General features: G+C 53.4%; 20 protein-coding genes and 2 pseudogenes. 10 read left to right on the forward strand and 12 right to left on the reverse strand.

The features are described 5' to 3' along the window. Nucleotides 1-31: 31 nt before the first annotated feature. Genes zigA through folE form a run of 3 tightly spaced genes read right to left on the reverse strand, consistent with a single transcriptional unit; the run spans nucleotide 32 to nucleotide 2,380 of the window. Entirely contained in the window at nucleotides 32-1,261 is a 1,230-nt protein-coding gene (zigA, locus tag HKD28_RS09705; RefSeq protein WP_077804058.1) for a zinc metallochaperone GTPase ZigA, read from the reverse strand. 13 nt (nucleotides 1,262-1,274) lie between these two features. Next, the gene (gene hisI / locus HKD28_RS09710) at nucleotides 1,275-1,781 is read right to left on the reverse strand and encodes a phosphoribosyl-AMP cyclohydrolase (protein ID WP_149026849.1); all 507 of its coding nucleotides are present in this window, start codon (nucleotides 1,779-1,781) and stop codon (nucleotides 1,275-1,277) included. After that, a complete protein-coding gene (folE, locus tag HKD28_RS09715) occupies nucleotides 1,781-2,380 on the reverse strand; it encodes a GTP cyclohydrolase I FolE (protein ID WP_233142725.1) in 600 nt (199 codons plus the stop codon). Before folE ends, hisI begins: the two co-directional genes overlap by 1 nt. A 174-nt stretch (nucleotides 2,381-2,554) precedes the next feature. Here folE and HKD28_RS09720 point away from each other — a divergent pair, with 174 nt between their 5' ends. The 5 genes from HKD28_RS09720 (at nucleotide 2,555) to moaB (ending at nucleotide 8,568) form a co-directional block, all read left to right on the forward strand. Beyond that, the gene (locus tag HKD28_RS09720) at nucleotides 2,555-3,181 is read left to right on the forward strand and encodes a DUF1826 domain-containing protein (protein ID WP_167369414.1); all 627 of its coding nucleotides are present in this window, start codon (nucleotides 2,555-2,557) and stop codon (nucleotides 3,179-3,181) included. Between the two features lie 11 nt (nucleotides 3,182-3,192). Next, complete coding sequence (locus HKD28_RS09725; protein ID WP_232309385.1) at nucleotides 3,193-3,675, forward strand: Fur family transcriptional regulator; 483 nt, start codon at nucleotides 3,193-3,195, stop codon at nucleotides 3,673-3,675. Between the two features lie 106 nt (nucleotides 3,676-3,781). Beyond that, the gene (gene thrS, locus HKD28_RS09730) at nucleotides 3,782-5,584 is read left to right on the forward strand and encodes a threonine--tRNA ligase (RefSeq protein ID WP_371818978.1); all 1,803 of its coding nucleotides are present in this window, start codon (nucleotides 3,782-3,784) and stop codon (nucleotides 5,582-5,584) included. Between the two features lie 374 nt (nucleotides 5,585-5,958). Beyond that, a complete protein-coding gene (locus HKD28_RS09735; protein ID WP_077804052.1) occupies nucleotides 5,959-8,046 on the forward strand; it encodes a S46 family peptidase in 2,088 nt (695 codons plus the stop codon). Nucleotides 8,047-8,064: 18 nt separating this feature from the next. Beyond that, on the forward strand, nucleotides 8,065-8,568 hold the full coding sequence (moaB, locus tag HKD28_RS09740; protein WP_077804051.1) for a molybdenum cofactor biosynthesis protein B: 504 nt from the start codon (nucleotides 8,065-8,067) through the stop codon (nucleotides 8,566-8,568). 39 nt (nucleotides 8,569-8,607) lie between these two features. On the opposite strand, the gene HKD28_RS09745 is transcribed toward moaB, so the two are convergent. The 5 genes and pseudogenes from HKD28_RS09745 to hxlB all read right to left on the reverse strand — a co-directional run bounded on the left by HKD28_RS09745 (nucleotide 8,608) and on the right by hxlB (nucleotide 12,377). After that, on the reverse strand, nucleotides 8,608-9,114 hold the full coding sequence (locus tag HKD28_RS09745) for a transposase (protein ID WP_235993402.1): 507 nt from the start codon (nucleotides 9,112-9,114) through the stop codon (nucleotides 8,608-8,610). A gap of 46 nt (nucleotides 9,115-9,160) precedes the next feature. Then, nucleotides 9,161-9,900 (reverse strand): annotated as a pseudogene (locus HKD28_RS09750) (transposase). Nucleotides 9,901-10,024: 124 nt separating this feature from the next. Then, nucleotides 10,025-11,137, reverse strand: coding sequence for an S-(hydroxymethyl)glutathione dehydrogenase/class III alcohol dehydrogenase (locus HKD28_RS09755; protein WP_077804050.1), 1,113 nt, complete (start codon nucleotides 11,135-11,137; stop codon nucleotides 10,025-10,027). Between the two features lie 27 nt (nucleotides 11,138-11,164). Next, entirely contained in the window at nucleotides 11,165-11,794 is a 630-nt protein-coding gene (gene hxlA, locus HKD28_RS09760) for a 3-hexulose-6-phosphate synthase (RefSeq protein WP_099287725.1), read from the reverse strand. A 4-nt stretch (nucleotides 11,795-11,798) separates the two neighbouring features. Then, nucleotides 11,799-12,377 (reverse strand): 6-phospho-3-hexuloisomerase, encoded by a 579-nt coding sequence (gene hxlB / locus HKD28_RS09765; RefSeq protein WP_077804048.1) that lies wholly within the window; start codon nucleotides 12,375-12,377, stop codon nucleotides 11,799-11,801. A 102-nt stretch (nucleotides 12,378-12,479) separates the two neighbouring features. Here hxlB and HKD28_RS09770 point away from each other — a divergent pair, with 102 nt between their 5' ends. Continuing rightward, nucleotides 12,480-13,409 (forward strand): LysR family transcriptional regulator, encoded by a 930-nt coding sequence (locus HKD28_RS09770; protein ID WP_077804231.1) that lies wholly within the window; start codon nucleotides 12,480-12,482, stop codon nucleotides 13,407-13,409. Between the two features lie 32 nt (nucleotides 13,410-13,441). Here HKD28_RS09770 and HKD28_RS09775 read toward each other — a convergent pair whose 3' ends face one another. Beyond that, entirely contained in the window at nucleotides 13,442-14,347 is a 906-nt protein-coding gene (locus tag HKD28_RS09775) for a LysR family transcriptional regulator (RefSeq protein ID WP_077804047.1), read from the reverse strand. Between the two features lie 119 nt (nucleotides 14,348-14,466). Between HKD28_RS09775 and HKD28_RS09780 the strand changes: the two genes are divergently transcribed. The 4 genes from HKD28_RS09780 to HKD28_RS09795 are packed head-to-tail and all read left to right on the forward strand — an operon-like array spanning nucleotide 14,467 to nucleotide 16,976. Further along, entirely contained in the window at nucleotides 14,467-14,862 is a 396-nt protein-coding gene (locus HKD28_RS09780) for a (R)-mandelonitrile lyase (protein WP_194268040.1), read from the forward strand. Nucleotides 14,863-14,889: 27 nt separating this feature from the next. Beyond that, nucleotides 14,890-15,633, forward strand: a complete 744-nt coding sequence (locus HKD28_RS09785) for an SDR family oxidoreductase (RefSeq protein ID WP_194268041.1) — start codon at nucleotides 14,890-14,892, stop codon at nucleotides 15,631-15,633. Nucleotides 15,634-15,643: 10 nt separating this feature from the next. Further along, nucleotides 15,644-15,880, forward strand: a complete 237-nt coding sequence (locus tag HKD28_RS09790) for a tautomerase family protein (RefSeq protein ID WP_235993403.1) — start codon at nucleotides 15,644-15,646, stop codon at nucleotides 15,878-15,880. Nucleotides 15,881-15,896: 16 nt separating this feature from the next. Then, complete coding sequence (locus tag HKD28_RS09795; protein WP_194268042.1) at nucleotides 15,897-16,976, forward strand: IS5 family transposase; 1,080 nt, start codon at nucleotides 15,897-15,899, stop codon at nucleotides 16,974-16,976. 132 nt (nucleotides 16,977-17,108) lie between these two features. On the opposite strand, the pseudogene HKD28_RS16050 reads toward HKD28_RS09795, so the two are convergent. The 3 genes and pseudogenes from HKD28_RS16050 to HKD28_RS09805 all read right to left on the reverse strand — a co-directional run. Beyond that, a pseudogene (locus tag HKD28_RS16050) lies at nucleotides 17,109-17,198 on the reverse strand (type II toxin-antitoxin system VapC family toxin); the annotation flags it as partial. A gap of 66 nt (nucleotides 17,199-17,264) precedes the next feature. Then, nucleotides 17,265-17,561: a type II toxin-antitoxin system Phd/YefM family antitoxin gene (locus tag HKD28_RS09800; protein WP_167369413.1), complete on the reverse strand. Its 297-nt coding sequence runs from the start codon at nucleotides 17,559-17,561 to the stop codon at nucleotides 17,265-17,267. 45 nt (nucleotides 17,562-17,606) lie between these two features. Beyond that, on the reverse strand, nucleotides 17,607-18,245 hold the full coding sequence (locus HKD28_RS09805; RefSeq protein WP_077804043.1) for a tyrosine-type recombinase/integrase: 639 nt from the start codon (nucleotides 18,243-18,245) through the stop codon (nucleotides 17,607-17,609). Nucleotides 18,246-18,249 lie beyond the last annotated feature (4 nt).

Consider the following 18,249-nt stretch of genomic DNA (forward strand, 5'->3'; position numbering starts at 1 on the left):
TATTCCTCAATAATAGCGTGTGGGAATTCGTTCAGGCCGACTCAAGACTTTCCGACTGGCGACGCCAAAGCGGAAAGGGATCAGGGAGGCGTGCATAGCGTGACGGCTCAAAAGCGGTGTCTCCGAGATCTGGAACAAGACAGGCATCAAGTTCCTGCCGAAGACCGGATTCATCCATATCTCCATTGCCGATAAAGACGATTTCCTGACGACGGTCGCCGAAGACCGGATCCCAGTTTCCCAATACGAAGTCGCGCCACTGATCAGTATCCGGCCACTGATTTTTCGGAATCGCAGCCCACCACAGCCCCATCGCCTCGCTTCGCACCAGGGCTCCAGCCTGACTCATTTCACCTACCCAGTCCGGGCGCGTAGCTAACCAGAAATGGCCCTTGGCGCGTACGACGCCAGACCAGTTCCGATCAAGGAAGGCCTGGAATTTCGCTGGTTCGAACGGACGGCGCGCACGATAGACAAAATTACGGATGCCATATTCGTCTGTTTCAGGAACATGGCTGGAAAAGCCGTAAAGTTCCTTGAACCACAACGGATGCTGATGTGCCTTGTCGTAATCGAAACGGCCTGTATTCAGGATCTGCTCAACAGGAACAGACCCCATGTCGGTCTCGATGATATCAGCGTCCGAATTCAACGCACGAATGATCTGCCTCGCCGCATCAACCTGATCCGATGTAGCGGTGGAGACTTTGTTGATCACCACGACATCCGCAAACTCGATCTGCTGGACGAGCAGATCGACCAGGGCACGCTCGTCGTCCTCCCCGGCCGTTTCACCCCGATCCTTCAGGAAATCGCTGGAAGAATAATCGCGCAGGAGATTGACCGCATCAACGACCGTCACCATCGTATCCAGCCGTGCGATATCGCTCAGGCTGACGCCACTCTCGTCACGAAACTCAAACGTTGCGGCTACGGGCAGCGGTTCCGCAATGCCTGTAGATTCAATGAGCAGATAATCGAATTTCCGCTCCTCTGCGAGCCTCCGTACTTCCTGCAACAAATCGTCGCGGAGCGTGCAGCAAATGCAGCCATTGGTCATTTCAACCAACTTTTCATCGGTACGCGACAGATTGCTGCCGCCCTCGCGCACCAGAGCGGCGTCAATGTTGACCTCGCTCATATCATTCACGATGACCGCGACCTTATAGCCCTGGCGGTTATTCAGTACGTGATTGAGCAAGGTCGTCTTTCCCGCGCCAAGAAAGCCGGACAGCACGGTAACGGGAAGTTGGTCATCCATGGGGATTTTTCCTCTAAAGCTTTGTCGGGTTTGGGGCGTCGCCATAGACGGCGAGCGGATCGAATATTTTGTGCGTTTCGCAAAAGAGGAGTGCTGCCGATGATGACGGAAGGCCTTCCTCAGAAGTGAGATCAACACGCCGATAAAAACAGCTTCGATAACCCACATGGCAGTTCGCTCCTGTGCCCGCAGTGTGAACGCGCAGCCAGATCGCGTCCTGATCGTCGTCGATCCGCATTTCGAGGACATGCTGGACCAGCCCGCTCGTGGCGCCCTTTCGCCAGAGACACTGACGGCTCCGGCTCCAGTAATGCGCCTCACGGGTTGCGATAGTGCGTGCGAGCGCCTCTGCGTTCATGACGCCAACCATCATGACATCACCGCTTTCTGCGTCCGTTGTGACCACGGTCAGCAGTCCGCTGGCGTCGAAACGTGGGGCGAGATCGCTCCCCTCCTCGACCTGCTCAATTGAGACGCGCGACCCAAATGCCGTGGACACAGAAGATACAGTTGTGCCCATCACACGCCACCCATTCCCGCCATAGTGAAGAACTGGCGCCGCAGAGATTCCGACGTCTCGAACTCGCCCAGCAGGCGGCTGGTCACCATACTCACGCCTGGCTTATGTACTCCGCGTGTGGTCATGCACTGGTGAGCCGCGTCGATCACGACCGCGACGCCACGCGGTTGAAGCACGCCCTGGATTGTATCCGCGATCTGGGCCGTCAGTTTTTCCTGGATCTGTAGACGATGGGCGAAGACGTCCACGAGACGCGCCAGCTTGCTGATGCCAACTACCCGCTTGTCGGGCAGATACGCCACATGCGCCTTACCGATCAGCGGAATGATATGATGCTCGCAATGGGATTCCAGACGGATATCGCGTAGCACCACCATCTCGTTGTAGTTACCGCTCTCTTCGAAGGTCCGCTCCAGAAGAGCGACCGGGTCGTCATGATATCCCTCGAAAAACTCCTCATAGGCCCGCACCACGCGGTCAGGCGTACCGGCAAGCCCCTCGCGATCAGGATCATCACCGGTCCAGGCGAGCAGGGTTCGCACCGCCTCTTCCGCCTGAGCCCGGGTCGGCCGGGTTCTCACTTGCCGTGGAACGTCCATCAGTGTGTCCATTGAAGTTTATCTGCTATTGACTATGTTATGTTATAACGTAACCATAAAGACGTTCGCCACCTATCGTCAAGCTCGGGAACCATGCCCCCTCCCTCACAGCAACATTCTGTCTCGACGGATATGACTCCACCCGCGCGCGCGCCGAAGGAAAGTCTCGGCGCCATGCTATTCATTGAGAGCTGGCCCGCGCCAACAATCGACCCACCGGAAAACAGTACTCTGGGCCGTCTTGCACCGCATGTGGTCGCCTGTGCCCACGCGACAGTCGTGATGGATCTGCAGCGACCGGATGTCGATATGGTCGTGTGGGGGCGCCGGATTCCGGCAACATGGGAAGGAACTCTCACAAACTGCTCACAAGCCCCATCTGCTCTCACTCTCGCCGGCACACCTTCGGAAATCGCAGATTCCCTTGTAAACCCGGCTTTACATCAGGACTGGTCTCCCCTCATCCTGACTGATGTCAGGGACTTGTCCGCACTGTTCGGTGCGCTGACAGGAGGCGTCCGGCAGCACATCCAGCTAATAACGCCATCCCGTGGGGAGACTGCGTTCGAGTTGCCCCCCGATGCACTTCGGCTGATCTGCGCCTATGGAAGCGCTGGACCAGAGTGGTGCGGCAGCCAAAATCCAAAGAGTGGTATTGTCAGTACCCTGACACCGTTCGCAGTAGTGTTCATTAAAGGGGCGGCTGAAGGCAAACTCGGATGCCTTCATCGTCTCCCGGCAAATATCGCAAACGGTGCAAGGCCTGGGCCGGTCCTCGTGATGGATACAATTTCCCGATGATAGAGCGTGTCATGCCGCCGTCTCGCGACGCACGTCAAGGTTGCGATGCCTTCAAAAGGCGGACCACGTCTTTACGGAATGATGTACTCGACGTGCTGACGAAGGCAAACGTCCCACTTTCGGCTTACGACATCCTACGGTGTGTCAGTCATTCGAATTGCCCGCGGATTGCTCCGACTACAATTTACCGGGCTCTCGGAAAGCTGATTGCCAGCGGGTTAGTGGGACGGCTCGAAAGTCGAAATGCCTTCGTGCGGATCTGGGCAAACGATCCCTCTCACCTCGTCTACTGTATCTGCGATCGATGTGGTGCCGCGCAAGCGGTGGAAAATACGCTATCCTGTCAATTGATCGACGCTGCGGCCGAGACCCTTGGATTTCAGGTCCGGCATCGGGTCATCGAAGTTCAGGGCGTCTGCGCACGATGCAGCGTCTGCCCGTCTTTCTTGCCGACACAACAAAAGCACAAGCTTCCGACACGCGCGCCCAAATGAACCGCGCCCCCTCGCCGCTCTTCTCCGTTAAGGCTCTCTCATGTTACCGACCACCATCTCTTCCCGTCCTTCATCCCACCCACCAAAGGATATGCTCGCCTGCCGTGTGAACGGCATTATCAGCGATCTTTCCTCCACAACTGGTGACCAACGGGCTGACCCTGTCTTCCGGTCGGACGCCGATGCGCTTTCCCTGATCCGTCACGACACGGCCCATGTTCTGGCACAAGCCGTCAGTGAGTTGTATCCCGGCACCGCGCTTGCGACAGGGCCCGCCACGGAACAGGGATTTTTCTACGATTTCGCCGCTGAGCACGCTTTCACCGATGATGACATCGCTCGGATCGACGCACGGATGCACGAGATCGTCGACCGGGACGAGCCGATCATCCGGGAGGAGTGGGATCGCGAGAGAGCACTTGCCTGGTGCCGGGAGAATGGACAGCCCTACAAGGCCGAGATCATCATGTCCCTGCCTGCTGATGCCACCCTGAGCTTTTATCGACAAGGCGACTTCGTCGATCTCTGCCGAGGGCCACATCTCGTCAGCACAGGACAGATCGGACACGCCTTTCGACTTCTCGGTACGGCTGGTGCCTATTGGAAAGGTGATCGAAGCAATCCAATGCTGCAGAGGATTCACGGAACGGCCTGTCGTGATGCCGACGAACTCGCCGCGTGGGAGCAGCGTCAGGAAGCAGCAGCACGGCGTGATCATCGTCGTCTCGGCCGCGAGATGGATCTGTTCCATTTCCAGGCCGAAGCTCCAGGCGCGGTGTTCTGGCATCCGAACGGCTGGACACTGTTCCAGACCCTGCTCGCTTATCTGCGCGAACGTCAGAAGGCCGAGAACTATGTGGAGATCAATACGCCCGACATCATGGATCTGTCGCTCTGGCAGGCCTCTGGCCATTGGGAAAAATTCGGGGAGAGCATGTTCACCACCGAAACCGAAGGCCGTACCTACGCCCTCAAGCCTATGAATTGCCCCGGTGGTGTGCAGGTTTTCCGCCAAGGCCTGAAGAGCTATCGCGACCTGCCCCTGCGGATGGCCGAATTCGGCAAAGTCCATCGCTTTGAACCGTCAGGAGCGTTGCATGGCCTGATGCGCGTACGTGCATTCACGCAGGATGACGCACATATTTTCTGCACACCGGAACAGATGGAGGCCGAGACGCAGCGGATCTGCCATCTCGTGCTTTCGATCTATAAGGACTTCGGTTTTGAAGATGTCCGTATCAAATTTTCCGACCGGCCTGACAAACGTGTCGGATCGGACGAGATCTGGGATCGCTCGGAGGAAGCGTTACAGCGCGGGGTCGAAGCTTCAGGCCTCTCCTACACACGCAATCCAGGAGAAGGCGCTTTTTACGGTCCCAAGCTGGAGTTCGTACTGCGTGATGCAATCGGCCGGGACTGGCAGTGCGGTACCGTTCAGGTCGATCTCAATCTGCCTCAGCGTCTGGACGCGCATTATATTGGCGCGGATGGAGAAAAACATCCGCCCGTCATGCTGCATCGCGCCCTGTTCGGTTCGCTTGAACGTTTCATCGGCATTCTCCTTGAACACCATGCCGGCCACCTGCCTTTCTGGCTTGCACCCATTCAGGTCGTGGTGGCAACAATCACCGGCGCTGCAGACGATTACGCAGTCGATCTGATTAAAGCGCTCCGCCAACGTGGAGTCCGAGCAGAGCCCGATTTGCGCAATGAAAAAATCGCTTACAAAATCCGCGAACACAGCCTCGCGAAAGTACCCATGTTGCTGATCGTCGGGAAGAAGGAAGCACAGGCAGGCACCGTGTCTATCCGGGAATATGGAAGATCAGAAACACCAATGTTGGACATGGAATCCGCTATCAATTTAATCGCCAAAGCATCGGAGTCTCGTTTGGCACAAGTCTTTTAGCTTATCGACACGATTTCTTTGGTTGTTAGATATCATTGGGATAAGTGATTATACGAATAATATTTATAATAATTTCTACATTTCTGACTTCGCCCCGACATCTATTTCGAAATCCCAATATATACAAAGAGGCTATTGATTATTTCTACGCAACTTAAGTCCGGGATCGAATACGTTAGTCTTATGCTTGACGAATATTGCGATGTCGGGTTATTTGTGATGTTATAACGTAATGATAGCCACCGAAAATAAAGTGTTTCGACGCGAGTTAACATACTAAAATTCGTTAAACAAGGAACGGGAATTATTACAATGTAAAACGTCAAGTAAAGTTATGTTTCCGTATCTTTAAGGTTCTTAATTCGGGTTTATTTATGAGAAAAAAATCAATTTTGTTTGCAATTATTCCTGCGTTTATTGGATCTGCTCAGGCTGAAGAAGGCATGTGGACGTTTGATCATTTGCCTATTCGGCAGATGAAGCAGCAATATGGGTTTGAACCCTCTGTCGAATGGATTAACCATGTCATTCAGTCTTCGGCACGCTTGGCGGAAGGCTGCTCTGCCTCGTTCGTATCAGGTGATGGTTTGGTGATGACAAATCATCATTGTGCCAATACGTGTCTCACGGATCTGTCTGACAAAAATCACGATTATTTCCATGATGGTTTCTCGGCTCGAGAGGTCTCAAAAGAGCCTCAGTGTCCGGGGATGGAACTGGATCGTCTGGATCAGGTGAAAGATGTAACGGGTCGTGTCGCAGAAATGACCGCAGGAAAACATGGTGCGGAATATGGCAAAGCTTTGCAGGTTGCCAATAGTGTCCTGACCAAGGAATGCGCGCTGGGTGATGCCTCACACTGGCGTTGCGATGTCGTGACACTCTATCATGGTGGACAGACGGCGCTTTATCGTTACCGCCGTTATCAGGATATCCGTCTCGTGATGGCGCCCGATCAGGATATAGCATTCTTTGGTGGTGATCCCGATAACTTTACATTCCCGCGTTATGATATTGATCTATCGATGCTGCGGGTGTTTGAAGACGGCAAGCCGGTTCATACGCCGTTTTTTAAATTCGATCCAAAGGGCCCCAAGGCTGGTGATCTGGTTTTCACATCCGGAAACCCAGGACGCACACAACGGTCCCTTCCGGCCAGCGCATTGGCATTTCAACGAGATGTCAGTCTGCCAACCATTATTGCTGCTTATTCGACCCTTGAAGGAGCGCTGTGGCAGTATTCCAGAGAAAGCAAGACCCACCTAATTGACGCACAAAATACGCTTTTCGGTGTTCAGAACGCACTGAAATCTCTGTCTGGTACAGCAAAGGCTTTGCGTGAACCTGAAGTGATAGAAAAGCGCGAGGCGGAAGATCAAGCCCTTCAGGCGTGGATTGACGCAGATGCAGAACGTCGCAAGACTTATGGTGATCCGTACAAAAAAGTGGAAGCCGCTCTTGCTGTGCAGCGTCAGTATTATGTGCATGATTTTGCCATAACACGCACAGTTCATGGTCTGCTGGGGGACGCTGTTATGCTGGTGTCAGCGGCGCATGAACGAAAGAAGCCAGATACAGAGCGTCGGTCCGGTTACCATGATGCGGAATTAGCCGCACTTGAAACCGAGATCGCTGCGAAAGTGCCGGTGCATACTGAATTGGAAACTACGACTTTGGCGTTAGGTATGACGACCATGCGCCAGATACTCGGTGAGGATGATGCAGCGGTCCATCTGATTCTGGGAAAAAAAAGCCCGGATGAGCGCGCCGTAGAACTGATACAGGGCACGAAACTGGCGGATCCCGCAGAGCGTCTCGCGCTTTACAAAGGTGGCGTCAAGGCCATTGAATCATCCAAAGATCCAATGATCGTTCTGGCACGTCACTTAGAGCCGGTTCTGGACACGATCCGCAATCGCAGCCGTGACCAGATTGAAGCACCGATGCACGAAGCCCAGGGTACGATTGCACGGGCCCAGTTCGCGCGTGCTCAGGCAGAAGGAAAGGCAGATACACTTTATCCGGATGCCACGTTCTCGCCGCGACTATCTTACGGCACAGTTAAAGGCTTCCAGGATGGCGCAAAGGTCATTGCACCCTTCACGGATTTTGCAGGGATGTACAAACATGCAACGGGCAGTGATCCGTTCCGTCTGCCGCAAGTCTGGTTGGATGCGAAGCCACATCTAAACCTCTCTACGAAGCTTGATTATGTGTCGACCAATGACATTGTCGGCGGCAATTCAGGCTCCCCTGTTATTAACCGTCAAGGCGATGTCGTTGGCCTGATTTTTGACGGTAACCTCGATAGCCTGGCGGGCGATCTTTATTACGACATCGAGCGCAATCGTGCTGTTTCCACGGATACAAGTGCCATCATGGCTGCATTGAGGACGGTGTATCACGCTGATGCTCTTGCTGATGAACTTGAGACGGGGAAGCTAAAGTCGCGTCCGGAATAAAAGTGGAAAGATAATAACTTGAACAACTCTATACCCGTTCGGATTGCCATTCTGACTATTTCAGATAGCCGGAATTTAGAAACCGACATTTCTGGTAAGATCTTGGCCGACAGAGTCATGGAGGCAGGGCACGTTCTTGCGGCTAGGTCGATTGAAATAGATGATATCAATCGAATTACTGACGCGCTCAATATCATGATCGATAATAAGGATGTTGATGTTATAATTACCACAGGAGGAACTGGATTAACCAAACGAGATGTCACTCCGGAAGCATTCGATCTGGTTTTAGATAAATACATTCCCGGTTTTGGAGAGCTGTTTCGAATGTTGTCTTATAAAAAGATAGGGACCTCTACAATACAATCTAGATCCATGGCGGGAGTGTCCCGTGGGAAATTACTATTTGCGCTTCCCGGATCACCAGGCGCAGTCAAAGATGGGTGGGATGATATTTTAAAATATCAGCTAGATAGCAATCACAAACCGTGTAATTTTGTCGAAATTATTTCAAGGATATAAATAAACCCGCAACTGTGTCTAAGCGGAGGAGCTAATGCGCTATGGCACTCCGGTTTTGAGGATAGCGATTGTGACGAGACGCCGTGCGATAGCGACGATCATCAGTTTATGTGGTTTACCCCGCTGTTTCATGCGTTCGGCGGCAGCTTTCAGAACAGGATTATGGCAGGCAGCTGTTAATCCTGCCTGGAACAGCACGTGGTGGAGAGATCTTCCTTCCCCTGAAATGACACGTTTTCCGCACATTGCACCACTATCGTGAGCCATTGGCGCAAGTCCGGTCATGGCAGCGGCTTCTGTCGCTGTCATGCGGCCGAGCTCTGGCATTTCTGCGAGAAGCATGACGACTGATACCGGGCCGATACCAGGAATGGAACGGAGAAGCTGTGCTTTGGCGGAGAGTTCTTCTGCCTCTGCGATAACGATTTCAATCCGTTGTTCAAGCTCGCGGATCTGGCTTTCGCGAAATACTTTGGGCTGTTGTCCATATGGAGGGATCGAAGAACCGTTTGTTGATGTGCCTTGGTTCTGATTCTGCGATGGCATCCGGTCTGCATTTTGAGCAGATTGGGGGCTGTTACCCGCTGGATGACTACGCGCTCGCGTTGATCGGCTCCAGGAAGAGGAAGCGGCGCATGTTGTAGACGATATTGGCGAGCCCGATCCTCATGGTGGCCCGGGTAATATCGAAAGTTCGGACGAACAGCCCTGTCTGTGATTTCTGATCGGCAAAGACGTGCTCGACGCGGGATCGGATCACGGACTTTCCTGCATTGGACCGCTGGATATGGAGTGGCCAGATCCGTTGTGGGGATCGTCCCGTCATCCTGCCGCTTCGCCTTCATGAACTTCAGTGTCCAGCGCGCATGACGATCCTTGTGCGACAGCTTTGCCGGCTTGTCCTGCCAGTCATCGAGGATACGTCCTGCCCGGAGGTCGGCGTTCTCAGTGTTCGTATTGCGCTGCTTTGGAGCGGCTATCAATGCTGCATCCAGGATCTGGCCTGACATCGGCAGAGAGCCTGCGTTCCGCAGGGTTGTATCAAAGCGATTGAACAGACCCTCGATCGCTCCCATCTGCGTCAGGCACTCACGGAACAGCCAGACCGTTTTGGCATCAAGAACACGATCTGAAAGCCCCAGCCCAAGGAAGCGCATGGACGACAGGCTATCGTCCGCCCGTGCTTCCATCGGAATAGGCCAGAGCCTCCTCCAGATCAGGACGGAACACTGCAAAATCCACAATCTGGGAAAAGGCTTCGAGCTGATCACCAAGCCCGCTCAACCGGGCAAGCCGCTCTTCAACATCAAACAAACCAGACTGCTTCATCATCCACGCCCTCAATCAATTCAGGAGAAATGGAATCACACAGATAAACTCAAAACCAGAGGGATTTTCGAACCCTCTAGCTTATTCAAGCCCGAAATTGTCCGGACAGACGGGTCCACCTATTCCCTCAATGGAAGTGAATAACTGACCGAATAGATTTTCCTTCATGCATGAGATCAAAAGCCTTGTTAATCTGATCCAGATGCATCGTGTGCGTGACGAAGGGCGCAAGTTCAATATCCCCCTTCATAGCGTCTTCGACCATAGTCGGAAGCTGGGAACGTCCCTTGACACCGCCGAAAGCAGAGCCTTTCCAGACACGTCCTGTAACCAGTTGAAACGGACGTGTCGAGATTTCCTGCCCCGCTCCGGCGACACCAATAATAATAGACTGTCCCCATCCACGATGCGCGGCCTCCAAGGCTGAGCGCATGACATGGACATTGCCAATACACTCGAATGTGTGATCGATGCCCCAGCCACTCATCTCGATCAGCACCTCATGAATTGGCCGATCAAAATCTTTGGGGTTCAAGCAGTCTGTAGCACCAAACTGGCGTGCTAACGCAAATTTTTCCGGATTGGTGTCAATGGCAATAATGCGCCCTGCTTTCGCCTGCCGTGCCCCTTGAACCGCAGCAAGACCAATACCGCCCAGGCCGAAGATCGCAACGGAATCCCCCGGCTGAACATTGGCTGTATTATGCACTGCGCCAATACCCGTCGTGACACCGCACCCTAAAAGGCAGACGTGTTCGGGATTGGCCTCAGGATTGATCTTAGCCAACGAAACTTCTGCAACAACCGTATATTCGCTAAACGTCGAGCAGCCCATATAATGATACAGAGGCTGACCATTATACGAAAAACGCGTTGTTCCGTCAGGCATCACACCTTTGCCCTGAGTGGCACGAACAGCAATGCAAAGATTGGTTTTCCCAGACAGACAAAACTCGCATTTCCCACACTCCGCCGTGTAAAGCGGGATCACATGATCTCCTGGGGCAACACTTGTGACACCTTCGCCAACCTCGACGACAATGCCAGCGCCCTCGTGCCCCAGCACAACTGGGAAAAGCCCCTCCGGATCATTGCCTGACAGGGTGAACGCATCTGTATGACAGACGCCAGTATTCGTTATCCGAATGAGCACCTCTCCTTTACGGGGAGGCGCAACATCAATTTCGACAATTTCAAGCGGTTTCCCTGCTTCAAAAGCAACAGCAGCCCGTGACTTCATGTTCAGCTCCTTAATTATTTTATTGCTTCATTTGATGGCACTGCGCAGTCTTCGGGCTGCGTCCTGAGGATCCTCCGCGCCATAGATTCCCCCTCCCACGATAGCAACTTCGGCACCTGCATCCCGAACTGTCACGATTGTAGAAGCATTGATCCCACCCGCTACGGCGAATGGAAGCACGCTTCCGGAAATTGTCTTGAGCAGATCAACAATGCTGTACCCAGGTAAAGATTGCTCATCCAATCCCGCATGGAGTTCGACGTGAGAAACCCCCAGATCTTTTAGTTCGGAAATCCGGGAGAGACGGTTCTGTGGAGGCACACCAATCAAATCAGCAACGACCCGTTTTTGATACGTATGTCCGGCTTTAACGGCACCTGCGATCGTAGCATCGTTCGCAAGGGCCAGCACGCCAACGGAGTCAGCCCCCGCTTCAAACGCCATGGTGGCTTCAAGCTCCCCGGCATCCATTGTTTTATAATCTGCGAAGAGTTCTTTCTCTGGATAAGCAGTCTTGATAGCCCTGAGAACCGCTAAACCCTCTGCTTTGACGAGCGGTGTACCAATTTCGATAATATCAACATATGGCGCAACCTTTCCCAGCAGAAGGAGAGCATCTCGCGTGCGCAGAAGATCCAAAGCAATCTGAAGTTTCATGACATTATTCCCAATTTGCGTGACGGGCCCAAAGCACGTCCTTTTCGAGGTGGTTGGCCTGCCAGATGGCATGAAAGAGGCTGTCCAGAACCAGAATGGCCGCCTGTTCGAACAGCGACCCGGCGTACTGAACCGTGGATCCTCTATGTGAACTTTGCTTCCCAGCAGCATCTATGATGATCGAGACAGTCGCGATCTGGCTCAAGGGACTGTCCGCTGCTGTGGTCAGGGCAATCACATCTGCTTCCGCACGGACCACTTTACGAGCGATCGCGAGCATACTGTCCGTGCTCCCGGATCCTGACGGAATAATTACGACATCTCCGTAACTTACGGCCGGTGCCGTTGATTCAGACAGCATGTGGACCTTCAGTCCGAGATGCATGAACCTCATTGCGTTCATTCCCATCCCAATGCCACTGCGACCGGCACCTGCAAAATACAGGCGCGGCGCAGATGCGATCATGCGTGCTGCCCTTTTACAGTTCTCAATACGTACAGAGTGTAAGGCATGAGAAATCTCAGTCACGATTGTCGACAGAGCGTCGGAAACAGCCTTCGTATCGGGCGATATAAACGCCATGCTTCCCCTCCCCTGATTCTTTTTGATTGACTGGCTTATCTGCCCCAGAGCCGTTGCCAGAAGATAAGAGAACAGCCAGGATCAAACAAACAAATGAGGTCAATGGTGGGTATCGATCATATCAATTTGGCTGGGCTCGATTTGAATCTTCTGATCGCTCTGGATGCTCTTCTGGAAACGGGAAGTGTGACAAAAGCTGGAAAGCTGATGGGGATCGGCCAATCTGCCATGAGCCATAATTTAGGGCGTCTTCGAACTCTTTTTGGAGACGAACTGTTGACACGACATGCGGGCGGCATGCGACGCACCCCGCGCGCAGAAGCTCTCCGCCTACCCGTGCGAGAGGCCCTCAGTAGTCTTCAGGCTTTGTTAGGGCGTGAAACACCATTTGATCCAGCCACAGCTGAACGTCTTTTCAGGATTGCAGTCCCAGACAGTATCGAAATGCTTCTGATGCCTCGATTTCTAGCGTACCTTCAGGAAAAGGCTCCAGGAATTCGCCTGCGCCTACATAACGTTGATCCTGAATCCGTCCTCAATACGCTAGATGAAAACAAAATCGATCTCGCGATTAGTATAGGACCCTTCAGTGGTGCACAAACCCACCATAAAAGCCGTCTTTTAATGCGGGATGAATATCTGGTTCTCTTCAATTCTCATATCACAAAATTAAAAACACCACTTTCTCTCGACGATTTTCTTAAATTCCCACATCTGCTGACAAGCTTGCGACCTGGGGAGCATGGTGTGGTTGATAAGGCCTTGGCGCTCCTGGGATTGAGCCGCTCAATTGCCCTGACAACGCCAAGATTTATGAGCGTTGCTCCTTTGCTCGTGCAGGCTCCCGTGATAGCGACCATGCACAGCCGCCCTGCGCAAATGCTGGCAAAGATCTTCAATCTTACGACCAGTCCGCCTCCTGTAGCACTCACAGATGTCAGGATCGACATGATCTGGCATGGATCCTACGGAGACGATCAGGCGCACTGCTGGATACGCGACACGCTATGGAAGATGGCGCAAATCCCTTAAAAATTTGTTCCTCAGTTATGACGGTATTATTTCTAAGAAACAGGAAGATGATATCTCATGGCTTCTACCAACGCTGCAAAAGCTGGTGAGTGTAATCGCCTGCTGGGATAATACAGATAGGGGCCTTCACACTCTAAGCTCCATTCAGAAAGCACCTCAACCAGTTGTCCCATTTCAATATCGGGCTTTGCCAGATCATAAGGAACGTAGCCCAACCCAATCCCATCAATAGCAGCACCGAGGACCAACATAGAGTTGCTAAACGTTGTTTGTCCTGCCACACGAAATGCGATTTCGCGTCCTGTCGGTTCACGAAACTCCCACTTCAGGTTTCCTCCAGCAGTCGTCATCCGCATATTAATACAGTTATGACGGCGCAAATCATGAGGCGTTGCAGGGGGCAGATGACGGTGAAAATAATCCGGTGATCCTACGACGCAAAAGCGCCAGTCGGGGCCCACACGCGTCGCGACCATGTCTTTCTCGATGGCTTCCCCGATACGGACTCCTGCATCAAAGCGTTCTGCAACGATATCAACAAAAGCGTAATCCATGCTGAATTCGATGTTGATGTCGGGGTATTGTTGGAGAAATTCGAGAAGTTTAGGTCGAAACACCAGTTCTATGGCCGCATCGGTGCATGTGATACGAATTGATCCGGCAGGCTTGCTACCAAGAGACGCAACTGAGTCGAGTTCGGTAGAGACCTGTTCAAGAAGGGGCCCGACACGCTTTTGAAGCTGCTCTCCGGCATCGGTAGTTGCAACATTTCTGGTCGTTCTAGACAGCAGGCGAACTCCGAGCCTTTCCTCAAGTCCTCTCACCGTGTGGCTCAAGGCTGAAGGCGTGACACCGAGCTCGGCAGCGGCTCGCGTAAAGCTTCGTTCCCTGGCAACCGCGAGAAAAGCCGTCAGTTCATTGATATGATCGCGTGGCATTGCTGAGCTTATTTCAAAGGTTCATGCACGTTATATGCTCTAATCGAGTTCAGCAAGATCCCTTATCGTGTTCGGAACAAGGCCTCGTCCGGCCTGACAGCGAAACACAGGAAATTTTTATGGAAATCTTCCGCGTAGGTCACAAGCCGTCTTTCAAAGGGCCCGGAGACTGGTTCACAGGCACGGTCCGGGTTGATATGCTTTTCAACCCCGCCGCTCCCGATCGTGTTCAGGGTGCAAACGTGACATTTGAACCGGGTGCACGGACAGCCTGGCATACCCACCCACTGGGCCAGACCATTATTGTGACATCAGGCGTTGGTCGCGTACAGAGATGGGACGGCCCCGTCGAAGAAATCCGTCCTGGCGACGTGGTTTTCTTCGAACCAGGTGAAAAAAATTGGCATGGCGCCGCTCCAGAGACGGCCATGACCCATATCGCGATTCAGGAAGTCGAGAATGGGAAAGTCGTAGACTGGCTCGAGCACGTCTCTGACGACCAATACGGGCAATAAGTCAAATATTTATACGGGTGACACATCATGATTAAAGATAAAGTTGTTCTCATCACTGGTGCATCTGCTGGTATTGGCGAAGCGACGGCGCGGCTTCTGGCACGGCAGGGTGCGAAAGTTGTCCTGGGTGCGCGCAGAGAAGAGCGTCTAAAGGAGATTGTCAGTGCTATCAAAGACGAGGGCGGCACAGCGACCTACCTCGTGACGGATGTAACGAAGCCGAGTGATAATGAGGCTTTGGTCAACATGGCCAAAGAAAAATACGGTCGTCTTGATGTTATTTTCCTCAACGCAGGTCTGATGCCGACAGCCCCCGTATCCGCCTTGAAGACAGACGAATGGAATGCAGCCGTCGACATTAACATCAAAGGCGTTCTGAATGGCGTTGCTGCCGCCATGCCTCATTTTCTGGCACAGAAATACGGTCAGATCATTGCCGTTTCCTCAGTGGCCGGTCTCAAAGCATACCCTGGCAGCGCGATCTACGGCGGCACCAAGTGGTTCGTTCGCGATTTCATGGAGGTGCTTCGTATGGAGTCAGCCATGGAGGGTAGCAATATTCGTACCTCCACGATTTATCCTGCAGCGGTGAAAACTGAATTGCTCGGCGGCATTTCTGATCCCGGGGCGGCTGCAGCCATGCAAAAGCTGTACGATCAGCATGCTATCCCACCCGAACGCATTGCCGACGTAGTCTCGTTTGCGATTTCTGCCCCAGCAGACACAACGATCAACGAGTTTACAGTAGGGCCAGCCAATCAGGCCTGGTGAGGAATCCTCAATGCCGCATATCATCGTGAAGCTTTGGCCAGGTAAATCCGAGCAGCAAAAACAGCGTCTGGCGGATGCGATCACCCAGCAAGTTACCGCTATTCTGGGTTATACGGACGATGCGGTCTCGGTTGGTTTCGACGAGGTTGCTTCTTCGGACTGGCGTGATCAGGTTTATAGACCTGGAGGGTTCGAAAAACCTTCTGGATTTGAGGGTTCCTCTGTGATTCCATCTCTCCTGCGTTGATTGGGGATGATGGCAGATGAAGCAGCCGAGTTTCTTTGATGTTGAAGAGCGGCTGGCCCGGTTAAGCGGGCTTGGCGATCAGCTTGAGGCATTTTCCCGGACTGTGGATTTTGAGGTGTTCCGCCCCGATCTGGAGAAGGCTCTGGCCTATTCAGATGGGAGCAAAGGTGGACGACCGCCGTTTGATCCCGTGTTGATGTTCAAGATTCTGGTGATCCAGACGCTGAACAATCTGTCCGACGAGCGAACGGAATATTTGATCAACGACCGCCTGTCCTTCATGCGTTTCCTCGGTTTGGGACTGTCGGACCGGGTACCTGATGCCAAAACGGTCTGGCTGTTCCGTGAGCGTCTGGCCCAGGCGGGAGCTATTGAAAGACTGTTTGACCGGTTTGATGCCACTCTGCGGACCGCCGGTTATCTGCCAATGTCCGGCCAGATCCTGGATGCGACATTGGTAGCCGCCCCAAAGCAGCGCAATACGAACGCTGAGAAAGCTGACCTCCGGGCAGGGCGTATTCCTGAAGATTGGCAGGACAAACCCGCAAAGCTGTCGCATAAGGACCGTCATGCGCGCTGGACACTAAAGTTTACCAAAGCGAAGCGGCAGGATGACGGGACGATCCCAGCCACGGACCTCGCCATTCCGTTCTTTGGCTACAAGTCCCATGTTTCCATCGACCGGAAGTTCCGGTTCATCCGGAAATGGAAGACAACGGATGCTGCTGCCAGTGATGGTGCCAGACTGCGCGAGGGCCTTCTGGATAAAACCAATACGGCCTCAAGCGTCTGGGCTGATACAGCGTATCGCTCGAAAGCCAATGAGGACTTCATGGACAAGCAGGGCTTTGTCTCGAAGGTTCACAGGAAAAAGCCGCATCTCAAACCTATGCCCCGGCATATCCAGAAATCGAATGCTGGAAAGTCGGTGGTCCGATCTCGTGTCGAGCATGTCTTTGCCGATCAGAAATCGCAAATGGGTCTGTTCGTCCGAACTGTCGGTATCACCCGGGCCACCATGAGGATCGGCCTTGCCAATATTGTCTACAACATGCGCCGCTTCCTCTTCCTCGAAAGATTGAACGCGAGCGCGTAGTCCTCCCACTGGCGATGGACCGCGATCTGCTCAAAACGCAGAGCGAAAGTCACCCCCGAAACCCTCAATCAAAGCGCCAAAAAACTAAAATCATCAGACAATCGCATCAACAAACAGTTCTTCGATCCCTCCATCTGCAATGATCTCGCGTGATGTAGGCCCCAATTTTTCGGAATCTGACAACCACCATAGCAGTGCATGTGTATCGAGCAGAACCTTCACAGGACCCCATCCATGCTGTCGAGCAGAACCTTCACAGGACCCCATCCATGCTGTCGAGCAGAACCTTCACAGGACCCCATCCATGCTGTCGAGCATATCCTGCGGCGTCTGATCGAAATCATCACTCAGCTTGATCCGCCCGCGCAGCGCACCTGGCTGGCGACGGGGACGATAGGACGGGGACGGTGGGCGCAGTTCGGCCACGATCTCATCATGGGACGTGACCAGAATCGTGCTACCTTGTCGCGCCTGACGAAGGTAGGCGGTCAGATTGCCGCGGAATTCTCTTACGCCGATTTTCAGTGGCTTGCTCTGGCTGCCAGAAAGCTGTTCGCTCATGTGCCCCTCCCTATGTGTCATCATAGCATGTACACATAGGGAGGGAGCAAGCGGCAAACGTAGGAGACGTCACAGGTCCGTCGCCTCCGACAAAGCCAGGGCATCTTCAACATCGACACCCGGATATCGAACCGTGCTGTCCAGCTTGGTGTGACCCAGCAGGATTTGCACCGCACGCAGATTACCTGTGCGCTTATAGATCATCGCGACTTTCGTCCGACGCATGGAATGCGTGCCGTATTCGCCGGGGATTAAGCCAACCGCCTCCACCCACTCGTCCAGCAAACGGGCATATTGCCGCGTGCTCAAATGTGCCTTCGCGCTCAGGCGGCTGGGAAAGACAAAATCCTGGAGTGAGCCACCACGATGCTCCAGCCAGGCGCGGACACTCTCGCGCGTCGTTTCCGTGATTTCGAATTGAACCGGACGCCTGGTTTTCTGTTGCACGATCATCGCGCGGCTCCGGATCTGACCGCTGGTAACGACATCGCCGATGCGCAGCGTCACGAGATCGCAACCTCGGAGTTTACTGTCGAGGGCAAGATCGAACAGCGCTCGATCACGGATCCTGCCCTCATGGACCAGCCAGAAGCGGATGGCCCAGACGTGTTTCTCTTTCAGCGCCCGTTTGGCGCCGACCATTTTGCCAGCGTTCCAGGGGGTTTGGGTTTTCAAGGTGGGTGATGGGAAGCGTATGCCTTGTTCCATGACA

Origin of the sequence: Gluconobacter cadivus (assembly GCF_015244745.1) — a bacterium.
Classification (GTDB): domain Bacteria; phylum Pseudomonadota; class Alphaproteobacteria; order Acetobacterales; family Acetobacteraceae; genus Gluconobacter; species Gluconobacter cadivus.